Source organism: Chlamydia pecorum E58 (genome assembly GCF_000204135.1).
Taxonomy (GTDB): domain Bacteria; phylum Chlamydiota; class Chlamydiia; order Chlamydiales; family Chlamydiaceae; genus Chlamydia; species Chlamydia pecorum.
This window is the reverse complement of record NC_015408.1, coordinates 274,986-288,195: the sequence shown is the minus strand read 5'-3', so window position 1 is coordinate 288,195 and position 13,210 is coordinate 274,986. Positions and strand designations below refer to the sequence as shown.

The following is a 13,210-nucleotide window of genomic DNA, read 5'->3' as shown; positions in this document are numbered from 1 at the left end:
AAAATAAAAGTGTAAGATCTAATGCTATCTTATTTTTTAAGAACAGCAATTAATGTTTATAGTTTCTTAATTTTGGTATATATTCTAGCATCTTGGGTTTCGGATTGGCAGTATACTTCGTGGTATCGGTGTATTTTTTCGTGTGTGGATCCCTATTTGCGTCTTTTTAGAAGGTTTATCCCTAGAATCGGATTTATTGATATTAGTCCAATGATAGCACTTTTTTGCTTAGAGGCTGTGCCATTTGTTGTATTAAGAACTCTACGTTTTATTATTCTTAATATTTTTCAGTCTCCATGGCTTCTCCAGTATATATAAGGGATCTGCTACTTAAGTCTCCTGTAGTTTATGCTCCTTTAGCGGGCTTTTCTGATTATCCCTATAGGAGAATGTCGGCTCTTTATGCTCCTGCGCTAATGTTTTGTGAAATGGTGAAGGTAGAGGGGCTTCTTTATTCTCCCCAAAGGACAATGAAGCTTTTAGAGTATTCTGAGGAAATGCGTCCCATTGGGGGACAGTTGTGCTGTAGCAATCCTGAGATTGTTGGAGAGGGGGCGAAGATTTTAGAAGATTTGGGTTTTGATCTGATAGATTTAAACTGTGGATGCCCTACGGATAAAATTACAAAAGACGGCAGTGGCTCTGGGTTGTTGAAAACCCCTTCTTTGATAGGAGTCCTTGTAGAAAAAATTGTCAATACAGTTTCTGTCCCCGTCACGGTAAAGATTCGTTCTGGCTGGGACTCGGAGCATATTAATGTGGAAGAAATTGTTAAGATCCTTCGGGAGGCAGGAGCGAGTGCAGTTTTTGTCCACGGAAGAACCCGAGCGCAAGGATACCACGGTCCAAGCAATCGAGAATATATCGCGAGAGCCAAAGTTGTAGCCGGAGAGGCTTTCCCTGTGTTTGGCAATGGCGATATTTTTTCTCCAGAGGCGGCAAAAGAGATGTTCGCGACAGGGTGCGATGGGCTTTTAGTAGCACGGGGGACAATGGGAGCTCCATGGATTGGAAAGCAAATAGAGGAATATCTTACCACAGGAAGTTACCAACCTGTACCATTTACTATGCGCAAACAAGCTTTTGTTCAGCATTTACAATGGGTTGAAGAGTATTACCAAAGTGAAGCAAAGTTTTTATCAGAAACGCGCAAGCTTTGTGGACACTACCTTATCTGTGCTTCTAAAGTGCGCTTTCTTCGCGCATCTTTAGCAAGGGCGTCTTCATATCATGAAGTGTATCAACTTATAGAAGCTTACGAAGAAGAAGATCCCGCCTAGCCCTCTTTCTTTTTTAGATGCGCACTTAAAAGCTTAGGAAGCGCAAACATATCGATGGGGGCGTTTCCAATGATTGCTGAAAACTTCTCATCCGGAAGCAGTAACTTTTTGTTTTCTGGGGATTGGAGATTGTGAGCTTTGATATATTCCCAGACTTTCTTTGTTGCCTCTCCTCTAGAAAGGGGGGCGTCTCCGATCATGCTAGCTAGAGCCGGAGAAGGCACAAGCAGAGGGGAGTTTTTTGTGGAGGCGGAGGCCTTTTTAACAGCAGGGGCTTTTTTTATTGTTTTTGTGGATTTCTTTGCCTCTTTCTTAGAAGGCTTTTTTTCATAGGGAGTTTTAGGGGTGCCTGTATATTTCGTTAGTACTGCATCTATGGAGTTCCCAATCACGCTACAGTGAGGATACTCAGAACAGGAATAAAAATTCTTGTTATAACGAGAGCGCTTTTTAAGGAGCTTCCCAGAGCACCCCAGGGCAGGACAGGGAACGGGATCCTCTTGCTCTGCTTCTTCTCCATGTTTGCGCAAGGTAATAGTCCCCCGACATGTTGGATAGTTTTCACAACCTAAGAAGCTTCCATAGCGGCCATGGCGGACTTTCATAGGACTTTGACAAATAGGACAGGGGCTGTCCCAGGGGGTGTCTGCAGCATAATCTTCCTTTTTAAAGGAGAGCTCTTCCTCTGAGGTGCGGTGATCGCAATCAGGATAGGCAGAACATCCATAAAAGTAGCCGTTTTTCGACCAGATCTTTATTAATTTACCTTGATGACATTTGGGGCACTCAATATCTGTGGTGATTCTTGGAATTACAGCTTCTTTTTCTGCTGTAGTGACTACAGGGAGAAATTGCTCCCAGAACTCTTTAAGAAGCAGCTTCCAAGATTTCTTATTATCTGCAATGAGCTCCAGCTCATCTTCCATAAGAGCTGTGAAACCAATATCCATAATTCTAGGGAAGTTAGTTTCTAAAAATTGAGAAATAATTTTTCCTAATTCTGTAGGGCGGAGGCGTTGGTTTTCCTTTGTTGTATATTCGCGACTTTGGATTTTATTCATAATCGTCGCATACGTAGAAGGGCGGCCAATCCCAGATTTCTCCAGTTCTTTCACTAAGGATGCTTCCGTGAACCTAGGAAGAGGACGAGTAAATGCTTGCTCTGCAGAAACGCGTTCTTTATTTAAGAGGTCTTGAGCATGTAAAGGAGGAAGAGGATGGAGATCCTCTTGATCATTCTCATCATCGCTTTTCTCTTCATAGACTACCAGGAAACCTTTAAACTTTAATAAGGACCCTGAGGCACGTAAATCTATATGGACATCTGTAGAGATCTGTACTGCCAGAGTATCATAAATGGCTGGAGCCATTTGTGAAGCGACAAAGCGCTTCCAAATCAAGCTGTACAGTTTATGTTGATCTTCTGAAAGCTTACCTGCAAGACTCTCTGGAGAGAGATGGATATCCGTAGGGCGGATCGCTTCGTGAGCATCTTGCGTCATTTTCTTCGTAGAATATACATTAGCTTTTTCTGGTAAATATTCTGAACCAAAGGCAGTGTGAATATAGCTTCTTACGCTATGGAGGGCTTCAGGATCAACACGCACAGAATCCGTACGCATATATGTAATTAACCCTACAGTGTCTTCATTGATGTCAATGCCTTCATATAGCGTCTGCGCTATCGACATCGTTCTCGATGCAGAAAAACGAAAATGCCTGCTAGCTTCTTGCTGTAGCGTGGAGGTAATAAAAGGAGGAAGAGCATGGCGGCGTTTTTCTTTAGCTTCTATGCGGACTACTTTATAGGAAGCAGACTCTAGAAGATCCGCGTATTTTTGTGCTCTTTCCTTAGAGTTAATCAAGAGCACATCATTTTCTGTTTTTTCTTTAGGGAGCTCTTTTTCTAATTTTTTCCCCTCTACAGAGTAGAGATGCGCCCAAAAGCTTTTCTTGGTTTTAGGATCTTGGAGAAGAACTTGAATGTTCCAATATTCCGTAGGAACAAAAGCTTCTATGGCTTTTTCTCGGTCCACAACAAGCTTAAGAGCAACAGATTGGACTCTACCGGCAGAGATCCCTGAGCGTTGTTGTAACTTGCGGCTAAGAATAGGGGAGATTTTGTAGCCCACAATGCGATCTAATAACCTTCGGGCTTGCTGGGCATTCACAAGCGCCATATCAATTTCTCTAGGGTGCTTTAAAGCCTCTGTTACGGCTCTTTTTGTAATCGCATTAAAAGACACTCTTTGTACAGAAAGATGTGCAGGGAGCTGATTAGCAATGTGCCAGGCAATTGCTTCTCCCTCTCTATCTGGGTCTGGGGAAAGGTAGACTTTATCACATTGTTCCGCAAGTTTTTGGATTTGGCGAATGACCTCTTGTTTTTCAGGAAGCACTTGATATAAAGGCTCGAAATCATGGTCTACATCAATGCCAAATTCTTTTGCGGGAAGATCAACAACATGTCCTATGGATGATGCAAAAACAAAATTCCCACCCAAAAATTTTTTTAGGGTTTTGATTTTTGCAGGAGATTCCACAATGATTAAGGACTTCTTCATGAATTGTATTTGGCGTGACACTTCGATTTTTTATTTCGGAGAGACGACGCGACTCCTTTTTATGAATTTTAACGCTAATATCTAAAAGTTTTTCTCATGCAAACAAATATTATTTAATGCAAGCTTTCGCTAGTGTGAGAGATTTATATGCTTCTATTAAAAAATTAAACCCAATAAGTTTGGCAGGATGAAATCATGAAAAAGATGCCGGATTTTATCCTATTTTTATGATAGAGCTAAAAATTTCTGAGCAAATTAGAATTAAATGTGTACAGCGCCATGTTTTCAGGCGAGGCTTCCAAAAAAATACTCACATGCCCCTATGGTTATTGAGTATGATGAGAATTCTTTTCAAGGGAATAATAAGACATTAAAAAGCTTAGGCATGAGTTTTTTAAGCTTTTTTATTTTTTCTTGTGAATGATTTGCGAGTACTTTAACAAGGAAAAACGTACTGCTTGTGTAGAACTTCATTTGAAGAGAAACATTTATGGGAAAACTAGAATTCACCTTACCCTCCGTAGATGTGAATGAGGATATCATAGAGCTCAATAAACAAGGTATGATTGCTGGCCCTCAGGAAGAGAAATATTCGTTTTTTTCGCGTGTAGCAGATATTTTAGAAGAGCAGCTAGACACCTCGACATATTTCCCCCCGCGTTTGCAAGAGCTCTTTGATATTTCCCCTACGCATCTTAAAGTATTATATACAAATGAAGGCTTAGATGTATGGGAGGCGGGGTGTACATGGATCCAAAATAATCGCGTCACGATTCAACTACGCAAGCCCTTATATAAAACCTCGCGATGGCTTATGTATTCTCGAGATGAAATTCTTGCTCATGAGGCTGTACATGCTGTAAGAATGAAGTTTTACGAGCCTATATTTGAAGAGGTCCTTGCGTATCAAACCTCTTCTTGGGGATGGCGAAGATTTTGGGGGCCTCTATTTCGAACTCCTGGAGAAAGCTATTGCTTTTTGTTGTTTGTTGTTATGGGTTTGGGCCTTTCTTTGTGGCAGCCTTTATTAGGATGTGCTGTGATGCTTTCTACGCCGCTATATTTTTCTGCTCGTCTGTGTATTGTCCAAAGTTATTTCCATCGTGCCAAAAATAAAATCAGAAAAATGTTAGGAGTTCCCCCTTTATGGATTATGTTGCGCTTAACAGATAGAGAAATCAAAATGTTTGCTACGCAACCCATTCCGGTCTTAGAGCATTACGCCAAAAAACGAAAGCTCGATAATATCCGCTGGAGACAAATCTACCTTTCCTATTTTGTGTAATGTAAAGCTGCTTTACATCTGCAGGATTTTGCGTTTATGCGCAGGAGGGATTTTCAATTGAGAGCGGTATTTCGCCACGGTTCTTCTCGCACAGGGGATTCCTTTTTCTGCAATTTTTTCACTAAGGCTCTGATCGGAAAGAGGAGAGGTTTCTGTTGCGATCCATTGGCGGATCCAGTGCAAAATAGTTTCTTTGGATAGGGGAGACTCTTCGGTCACCACAGCACGTGGAAAGAGGAGCTTTAAGGGAAGGATCCCAATAGGGGAAGCTAGGCTCTTATTTTGCACAGCCCGGAAAATTGTTGTTTCATGACATTCAAGCTCCTCTGCTATCTTTTTAATCGTAAGTGGGCGTGGAGAAGAGACTCTTCCTAGGAGAAACTCCTCTTGGTAAGGCAAAAGTTTTTGTACAAGGGAAAATAATGTGTGCTCGCGTTTCATAAGATTTTTGATGAGCCATTTTGCAGACAAGATTTGCTGGGTAAGGAGCTTTTTGTCTTCTTTAGGGAGGTCGTCGTACAGTTGAATAGCCTGCGTGTTGAGCTTAATGGCAGGAAGACCTCTGGAGTTAACTCTGATTTCCCAGCCTTGAGAATACGTGACATATATATCAGGAGGAGGAGGAGAGGGGAGATGAGAGGATGCGTGATATCCTGCAGCAGGGCACCAAGGGATACTCCCCAAGGCTTGTTTTAGTATTTCTCGTAGCTCTTTAAAAGTTATGCCAAACCGTTTCATAATAACGGGAAAATTGCATTCCGTTAGTGCGGAATAACATTGGCTGATGATTTGGTAGGCTTTTTGGTGAGGGGTATCCTGTAATCTCATGAGCCAGTAGCTTCTTAATGAGGGGGAGCAGATTCCTGGGGGGTGGAATTTTTGCATGTTTCCCCAAACAGTATAGATGCGATTTTCGGAGACGTGAAGTTGCTCAGCAAGAAGATCTACAGGTTCTAAAAATAGCCCTTCGTCAGAAAGGTTCCCCGCGATGTGGTAGGCAATGCGGATATCTTCTTGGGTATGGAATGCTTGATGAATTTGAGAGAGAATATGGGAGATCAGGGATTCAGGTTGTGAAGGCGAGGATTCTAGATCTGCAAAGGAAGAGCTGTATTGTGATCTCTCTTCTTCTTCCAAAGAAGAGAGATCAAAGAAAGGATTATCGATAAGTTCTTGAATTACATACGAAGAGAGTTCGGCAATCGGTGCTTGTAGCATATGTAACCCCTGCTGCATCCGCAGTAAGGGGAGGGGACGTACAGATATTTGTTGCCTTTGTTGAAACATAACTTAATGCACGTGAATCAAGTAGTCCCTGGGGATTTCCTTTAGAAATCTGCTAGGTTTCATTACTCGAACGGTCCCCCAAAGAAGTCGGGTTTGTGCAGCTGTGAGGTACAGGAGGTCTTGAGCTCGTGTGATCCCTACATAGCATAGCCTTCGTTCTTCTTCAAGATTTTCATAGTTTCCTTTGGAGTTTGCGTGGGGAAAAAGATTTTCTTCCAAACCTACGACAAAAGCAATGCGGAATTCCAAGCCTTTCCCATTATGGAGAGTCATTAAGTTCACGCGATCAGAAATGAGATCTTCTTCATCTGTAGAGCTTTTCAATGCAAGATCATCTAAAAATGCTTCTAGAGATCCCTCAGGATTTTGCTGTTCCCATTCAAAAGTTTTAGAAATGAGCTCATCAAGGTTGTTTTTGCGATCTTCAAAAGAGTCCGGGTCTTCCTTAAGGATGTTCAGGTATTGGGTGATTCTTAAAAGAGAGATCATAAACTCGCTTAGGGGTTGTGTCTCATAGGCAACTTCCATTTGCTGGAAGATGCTAAGGTAGTCTTTCAGCCCTTCTTGCTGTTTTTTTGACAGCTTTACATCTTGGGTTTTAAGAGTTTTTTTGCATGCTTCTAGTAAGGAGAGTCCTTCTGTTAGGGCATAGTGATTAAGAGAAGAGATTGCTGCGGGACCTAAACCTCGCTTGGGAAGATTCAGAGTTCTTTCAAAAGCGATAAGATCATTTTTTGCTGAAAACATTCTTAGGAAGGCAAGAATATCTTGGATTTCTCGGCGTTTATAAAAAGATAACCCTCCCAGAATTTCATAGGGGATTCGCCGACGCAATAGCGCATCTTCAAACGTTCTAGATTGGAAGTTCGTCCTGTAAAAAATACAAAAGTTTCTCAAGGCAATTTGAGATTTCCGATGGATCTTAAGAATCTCCTCTGCCACAAAATCTGCTTCTTCTCTATCTGTTTTTCCTAGGAAAAGGCGGATTTTTTCTCCAGGTCCCCTTACGCTGCGTAGCTCTTTTTTTAACCGTGAAGCGTTATTCTGGATAAGAGCATTTGCTGCGTTTAAAATGTTTCCATAGCTGCGGTAATTCTCTTCCAAGCGCAAAACTTGCGCTTGGGGATAATCCTGCTCAAAGTTCAAAATATTGTGGATATTAGCTCCTCGCCAAGAATAGATTGATTGGTCGGGATCTCCAACTGCAAAGATATTTCGATGTTGATCAGAGATGATTTGCGCCATAGTATACTGTGCATGGTTTGTATCTTGGTACTCATCTATAAGTAGGGCTTTCCATAATTCCTGATACTCTTGGCGTGCTTCTGCGCAAGTTTTAAAAAGTTTTACCGTTAGAAATAGTAAATCATCAAAATCTAACGCATTGGTTTCTTCCAGTTTCTTTTGGTATTCTTTATAGATAGTCACTACGGGATCGACATAATCTTGAGGATCTAAATCCTCTGGGGAAAGTAGGCGATTTTTCGCTTGAGAGATGTGGTATTGCATGCTGTCAACAAGATTTTGTTTGAGGTTGTGTTGTTGTAGACAGCGTTTTATAAGTTTTTCAGCATCTCCCTGATCATAGATAATAAAATTATTTTCCCGATTTAAGAGATGGAGAGAGCGTCTAAGGATAAATACTCCGAGGCTATGGAAGGTGCAGACCATAGGGAGATCGTATTGCGCTTGGGGACATTGATGCATAATACGCTCTTTGAGTTCTTTTGCGGCTTTGTTAGTAAATGTTACTGCTAAAATTTCTCTGGGGGCGATTCCTTGATGGATCAAGTGAAGAATGCGATAAATCACCACACGAGTTTTCCCAGCACCAGCACCTGCAAGTACCAAGACGGGACGTAATGGGGAAGTAACAGCAGAGAGTTGGGCGTCATTTAATTCAGCAGAAATTATCATAGAGTCCTAATTGTTAATTGTTATCCTTTGGGGGAATCTTAAAGTTTGCATAATATAAAGGTGGGGGATTTCCCCGAATAAAGAAATCAAGGTTGTTGTTATGCAGAGAGTTCCCACTATAGACCAGATCCCTAAGACTTGGCAAGATCAGCTTCCTTCTTGTTGGCAAGAGCAACTGAAAGAGGAATGGTCGCAGCCGTACATGCTGAAGCTGAAGCATTTTTTAGAAACAGAATATGCGCAACATACGGTCTATCCCAAGCAAGAATACATATTCTCTGCATTGAAAAGTACCCCTTTTGCTAAGGTGCGTGTGGTCATCTTAGGTCAGGATCCTTATCCTGGAGAAGGGCAAGCTCATGGATTGAGTTTTAGCGTTCCTCCTGGGATGTGTCTTCCTCCCTCTCTTAAAAATATTTTCTTGGAGCTGAAAGCGGACCTAGGCATAGAGAATCACTCCGGGTGTTTGCAGGCATGGGCGGATCAGGGTGTGCTTCTTTTAAATACTGTTCTTACAGTTCGTGCGGGTCAGCCATTTTCTCACGCAGGCCAAGGGTGGGAGAAATTTACAGACGCCATTGTGCATAAGTTAATCCAGGAAAGAACGCATCTTATTTTTGTTTTGTGGGGAGCGGCTGCAAGGAAAAAATGTGACATTCTTTTTCATTCCACACACAAACATGCGATTTTATCTTCTCCCCATCCTTCACCTTTAGCTGCACATCGGGGATTTTTTGGGTGTTCGCACTTTTCAAAAATTAATTACCTGCTTAATACGTTGAATCAACCGATGATTAACTGGAAGCTCCCATGAGTGGCCATGAGTGATAGTATTCAAACTGTTGTTTTTAATAAAACACACCGATTAACTGCAAAGCCTTTGGTAAGTTTAGAGATGCCTTTGGCAATTCAGCAATTTCAACCCAATGAAGGGATGCCTGCAGTCGCTCGGCTCGAGGAGGATTTTCTTCGGGCAGAAGCTCTCCTTGTAGAGATGAGAGAGATTCGTGAGTGTTTAGAAAGCTCCCTGCATAAGTTAACTCCGAGAAGCTGAAGATTTCTCCTCGAGATTTTGCAAGTAGGGGATAAGTTTTTGCAAAGCCTTTGCTTTGTGAGAAACTTGGTTTTTGATTTCTTCTGAGAGCTCTGCAAATGTCTGCTTGTAGTCAAATTTCAAAAAAATAGCGTCATAACCAAATCCTGAAGACCCTTTTTCTTGATGGCTGATATAGCCTTCGCAGATTCCTTGTGTGATATGCACCTCCCCGTGGGGGGAAGCTAATACTACGGAACATTCAAAATACGCAGAGCGATCTACAGGAGACTCCAAAGCAGACATGCTCTTCAACAACTTTTCTCGATGCTCTTTATCGTAAGCGTGTTCTCCCGCAAAGACTGCAGACTTTGGGCCTGGAAGACCATGAAGAGCAGGAACGCGCAACATAGTATCATCGGCAATTGCCCAAGCATTGAGCTGTTGCGCGGCATGCACAGCTTTTGCTAGGGCATTTTTTTCTGTGGTCTCTCCTGATTCTTGCGGGGGGTGGTAGTGGGGGAAGTCTACTAAGGAGAAGATATCAAAGAAGGGAAAACGTTTTAAAAAAGCTTTTGTTTCTCTAATTTTATAACCGTGAGAACTGGCAATAATAATGTCCACAACTTCCTCCTAAACACGCCTATGAGGTTTTCTATGAAACCACGAATCTTCCGTTACGTAGTGTCAGGGAATCCTTAGCTTATCGTATCTTGGGGAAAATTCTCGAGTTATTTGTATTCATCATGTATCAAAAAGTCATGAGATTGTGGTTTTTATTTTTGTTTTTAGGATTTAGCTTCTCCCCTATGAGCTTTGCTCAGGTTCTCGTAGGTTTGGATCGCCTATTTGTTGAAGAGTGCTTTACACAGCATATTGCTGGGAAAACAATCGTTTTAATATCGCATCATGCAGCAATTAACGCTCAGGGGGAAGATGCTCTTTCTCTTTTCCTCGCAAAGCGATCTCTCTGTTCTTTGGTGCGCTTGTGTACGTTAGAACACGGCTATTATGGTTCTTCTCCAGCCGATACAATTACTCGTCTAGAACCCCAGGGGATCCCGGTGACGTCGCTCTATAATATGCAAGATATCCCTCCTGAGGTAGTCCAAGATAGTGATCTCTTGGTTTATGATGTGCAAGATATCGGAGTGCGTTCGTATACTTTTATTTCTGTGCTGTTTCGTTTAGTTAAGGCCTCAGAAACCTATCATAAGCGTTTATTAGTTCTAGACCGGCCAAACCCTATGGGAGGGGAGATTATTGATGGCCCTATAGCGAAGTTTGGAGATCATGATGCTCCTGCAATTCCCTATTGCTATGGAATGACCCCTGGAGAGCTGGCATTGTTTTTTCAGCGTGTTTATGCTCCAAAAGCTGACGTATGTGTTGTCCCTATGAAGGGCTGGAAACGTTCAATGTCCTTTGAAGATACAGGCTGTATTTGGATCCCCCCTAGTCCACAAATTCCTGATGCACAGTCAGCTTTTTTTTATGCAACCACGGGAATTCTTGGAGCATTGTCTATAACAAGCATCGGTGTGGGGTATACATTGCCTTTTAAGGTCCTAGGTGCCCCTTGGATGGATGGGGAGCGTGTTGCAAGGGAGCTGAACCGCCACAAGCTTCCTGGAGTGGTGTTTCTACCTTTTTATTATGAGCCTTTCTTTGGAAAGTATAAGATGGAACTATGCTCAGGGGTGCTTCTTGTCCTTAAAAACCCCAGGGTATTTCTTCCTGTTGAAACCCAATGCACGATTTTAGGAGTGCTGAAGAACCTTTATCCCAAGGAAATCGCCGCAGCATTTCTAGCGATAAATAAAATTCCTGTAAGAAGAACTTCTATTTGCCGGATTATTGGAGACGAGAGATTCTTGCATATATGCCAAAATGAACGCTATATTATGTGGCCTTTACGTAAGCTTTGTGTAGAAGCTAGAACAGCGTTTCATTCTTTGCGCGCTCCCTCTTTAATTGCGGATTATGCTGAGGAATAAAGACTCAGCGCGATTTGACAGGAAAGATTGTTGTTCCTAAGATGACTTTTTTGTAGATCGGCTGCAGTTGCTAGAAAAATTCTATGGCTAAACTATCGCGTCAGATTGAAGGGTTGCGAGCGTTGCATCGTGGAGTGAGCTGTTTAGCCAGAGCCGTGCAAGGCACTTTAGGAGGAGGCCATGTTGTGGTCTCTCGCCTTTATGAAAAACCGATAATTACCAATGATGCCCTAACAGTTGTTAAAGAGCTTGCTCTTGAAGATCCTTTTGAGAACTTGGGCATAAAAATCCTTAGAGATGCTGCTATGCGCGTTGTCAGTCATGTAGGCGATGGCGTAGCAACAACAATACTTCTTGCCGAGGCGATTTTTTCCATGGGCATGGAAGGGATCCTTTCTGGGATGGATCCTCAAGAAATCACCCAGGGGATCCTTCTGGCGTCTCAGAGCATAAGTCAAAAGCTTGAAATGCTCTCTACTCCTGTGAGCTTTGAGGAGATAGCACATCTTGCGATCTCTACAGCTCAGGACGAAGTTTTGGGAACAATGATTAGCCATGCCATAGATAAGATTGGCCCCGAAGGGATGTTTGTCGTGGCAGAGAGTCAAAATGCAGAGTCTTCTTTAGAGCTCATTTCAGGGATGAGCTTAAATACAGGATACCTTTCTTCCTATTTTGTGACGCGTCCCGACACAATGGATATCTTTTGGGAAGAAGCCTATCTGCTGCTTTTAGACTGTAAAATCCATACAATATCTTCCTCCTGCATGGGCTTTTTAGATTTTGTCCTTAGGGAAAAAGCTTTCCCTCTAATTCTAATCGCTAGGGACTTTAGTAAAGATGTTTTGAATACGCTGGTTCTCAATAAGTTGAAGCGGGGGTTCCCCATGTGTGCATTGAAAATCCCCGAATCGGGAGAAAGTGCTCAAGCTTTTTTGGAGGATCTTGCGATTTTCTCCGGAGCTTCTGTAATTCATGAACCAGAGACAGCCTTTCAAAACATTTCTTTGGATGCCTTGGGGAAAGTTCACGGTGTGAGTATACAACATGATGCTGCGGTGTTTTTACATGGCTGTGGTGAGATAAAAGCTAAGGAGTCCCGAATTCGCTACTTTCGCTCCGCCATCTCTCAGAGCAAATCGTGTGAGGAAGCGCATACTTTAAAAGAACGCCTCTCACGATTTCTTGGGGGTGTGGCAAAGATTTCCCTGGGAGCAGAGACAGAAACCGAACTGAGAGAAAAGAAGGTTAAGATAGAGAACGCCTTACAGGTTGTGCGATCTGCGTGTATACGAGGTGTAGTTGCTGATAGAGAGGAGGCGCTACTTCGAGCTGCAAGAGAGATCTCTGTGCCTAAAGGGCTTTCTTTAGGCGCAGATTTTGGGTTTCAGGGGGTGTTGCGAGCAGTATTGTCTCCATTGAGGGCGTTGGCAACACATTGCGAGTATGATCCCGAGCAGGTAATAGAAGCGCTCTCCCATCCCGAGGGGGGAGATCAGGATTATAGAAGAAAAGACTCCTTTGAAAATCTTTTTTTATCTAGGGGATGTACTCCTCTTGAGGTAACAACTTCTTCATTAAAATATGCAGTTTCTGTATCATCCCTTCTTCTCACGAGTTCTTTTTTCGTTGCAAATTCCCCCGTGGAAATAAAGGATGTGTCCTCAAAGAAAGAGGGCCGCTTTCGTCAATTGCGCAATGAAGATGAAGGGTAAGTGTGAAGTAGTTATAAAGATTTAAAGCTCTTGCTTTGGTAAGAGCTTTTGGGATGAGCACCAGTAGCTCAGTGGATAGAGTGCCTGGCTACGAACCAGGTGGTCAGAGGTTCAAGTCCTCTCTGGTGCGTT

At 42.6% G+C, this 13,210-nt stretch carries 11 protein-coding genes and 1 tRNA gene; 8 read left to right on the top strand and 4 right to left on the bottom strand.

The window, feature by feature from the left end; translation table 11 throughout:
- Positions 1-21: 21 nt before the first annotated feature.
- Together G5S_RS01250 and dusB are read left to right on the top strand one after the other, a co-directional pair.
- Entirely contained in the window at positions 22-318 is a 297-nt protein-coding gene (locus G5S_RS01250; RefSeq protein ID WP_021756985.1) for a YggT family protein, read from the top strand.
- Positions 297-1,280, top strand: coding sequence for a tRNA dihydrouridine synthase DusB (gene dusB, locus G5S_RS01245; protein WP_013712364.1), 984 nt, complete (start codon positions 297-299; stop codon positions 1,278-1,280). Before G5S_RS01250 ends, dusB begins: the two co-directional genes overlap by 22 nt.
- On the opposite strand, the gene topA is transcribed toward dusB, so the two are convergent.
- Positions 1,277-3,844, bottom strand: coding sequence for a type I DNA topoisomerase (gene topA / locus G5S_RS01240; protein ID WP_021757590.1), 2,568 nt, complete (start codon positions 3,842-3,844; stop codon positions 1,277-1,279). The two genes, dusB and topA, sit on opposite strands and share 4 nt — an antisense overlap.
- Positions 3,845-4,334: 490 nt before the next feature.
- Here topA and G5S_RS01235 point away from each other — a divergent pair, with 490 nt between their 5' ends.
- Positions 4,335-5,129 carry a hypothetical protein gene (locus G5S_RS01235; protein ID WP_013712361.1) on the top strand — a complete coding sequence of 265 codons (795 nt, stop codon included), beginning with the start codon at positions 4,335-4,337 and terminating at the stop codon, positions 5,127-5,129.
- A gap of 12 nt (positions 5,130-5,141) precedes the next feature.
- On the opposite strand, the gene rpoN is transcribed toward G5S_RS01235, so the two are convergent.
- Positions 5,142-6,416 carry an RNA polymerase factor sigma-54 gene (gene rpoN / locus G5S_RS01230; RefSeq protein ID WP_013712360.1) on the bottom strand — a complete coding sequence of 425 codons (1,275 nt, stop codon included), beginning with the start codon at positions 6,414-6,416 and terminating at the stop codon, positions 5,142-5,144.
- A 3-nt stretch (positions 6,417-6,419) separates the two neighbouring features.
- Positions 6,420-8,330 carry an ATP-dependent helicase gene (locus G5S_RS01225; RefSeq protein WP_041467065.1) on the bottom strand — a complete coding sequence of 637 codons (1,911 nt, stop codon included), beginning with the start codon at positions 8,328-8,330 and terminating at the stop codon, positions 6,420-6,422.
- A 103-nt stretch (positions 8,331-8,433) separates the two neighbouring features.
- Between G5S_RS01225 and ung the strand changes: the two genes are divergently transcribed.
- Together ung and G5S_RS01215 are read left to right on the top strand one after the other, a co-directional pair.
- A complete protein-coding gene (gene ung / locus G5S_RS01220) occupies positions 8,434-9,147 on the top strand; it encodes a uracil-DNA glycosylase (RefSeq protein WP_013712357.1) in 714 nt (237 codons plus the stop codon).
- A gap of 6 nt (positions 9,148-9,153) precedes the next feature.
- Positions 9,154-9,387, top strand: a complete 234-nt coding sequence (locus tag G5S_RS01215; protein ID WP_013712356.1) for a hypothetical protein — start codon at positions 9,154-9,156, stop codon at positions 9,385-9,387.
- On the opposite strand, the gene rdgB is transcribed toward G5S_RS01215, so the two are convergent.
- On the bottom strand, positions 9,370-9,990 hold the full coding sequence (gene rdgB / locus G5S_RS01210; protein WP_013712355.1) for an RdgB/HAM1 family non-canonical purine NTP pyrophosphatase: 621 nt from the start codon (positions 9,988-9,990) through the stop codon (positions 9,370-9,372). The genes G5S_RS01215 and rdgB overlap by 18 nt on opposite strands.
- Before the next feature lie 137 nt (positions 9,991-10,127).
- On the opposite strand from rdgB, the gene G5S_RS01205 reads away from it, so the two are divergent.
- From G5S_RS01205 to G5S_RS01195, 3 genes are all read left to right on the top strand, one after another.
- Positions 10,128-11,363 (top strand): DUF1343 domain-containing protein, encoded by a 1,236-nt coding sequence (locus tag G5S_RS01205; protein WP_021756977.1) that lies wholly within the window; start codon positions 10,128-10,130, stop codon positions 11,361-11,363.
- 83 nt (positions 11,364-11,446) lie between these two features.
- Positions 11,447-13,078: a chaperonin GroEL gene (gene groEL, locus G5S_RS01200; RefSeq protein ID WP_013712353.1), complete on the top strand. Its 1,632-nt coding sequence runs from the start codon at positions 11,447-11,449 to the stop codon at positions 13,076-13,078.
- A 57-nt stretch (positions 13,079-13,135) separates the two neighbouring features.
- Positions 13,136-13,208: transfer RNA gene (locus tag G5S_RS01195), tRNA-Arg, on the top strand.
- The last annotated feature ends 2 nt before the right edge of the window (positions 13,209-13,210 follow it).

Coding starts and splice junctions, on each gene's coding strand:
- G5S_RS01250 (WP_021756985.1), top strand. CDS start 22: ATGCTATCTTATTTTTTAAGAACAGCAATTAATGTTTATAGTTTCTTA.
- dusB (WP_013712364.1), top strand. CDS start 297: ATGGCTTCTCCAGTATATATAAGGGATCTGCTACTTAAGTCTCCTGTA.
- topA (WP_021757590.1), bottom strand. CDS start 3,844: ATGAAGAAGTCCTTAATCATTGTGGAATCTCCTGCAAAAATCAAAACC.
- G5S_RS01235 (WP_013712361.1), top strand. CDS start 4,335: ATGGGAAAACTAGAATTCACCTTACCCTCCGTAGATGTGAATGAGGAT.
- rpoN (WP_013712360.1), bottom strand. CDS start 6,416: ATGTTTCAACAAAGGCAACAAATATCTGTACGTCCCCTCCCCTTACTG.
- ung (WP_013712357.1), top strand. CDS start 8,434: ATGCAGAGAGTTCCCACTATAGACCAGATCCCTAAGACTTGGCAAGAT.
- G5S_RS01215 (WP_013712356.1), top strand. CDS start 9,154: ATGAGTGATAGTATTCAAACTGTTGTTTTTAATAAAACACACCGATTA.
- G5S_RS01205 (WP_021756977.1), top strand. CDS start 10,128: ATGAGATTGTGGTTTTTATTTTTGTTTTTAGGATTTAGCTTCTCCCCT.
- groEL (WP_013712353.1), top strand. CDS start 11,447: ATGGCTAAACTATCGCGTCAGATTGAAGGGTTGCGAGCGTTGCATCGT.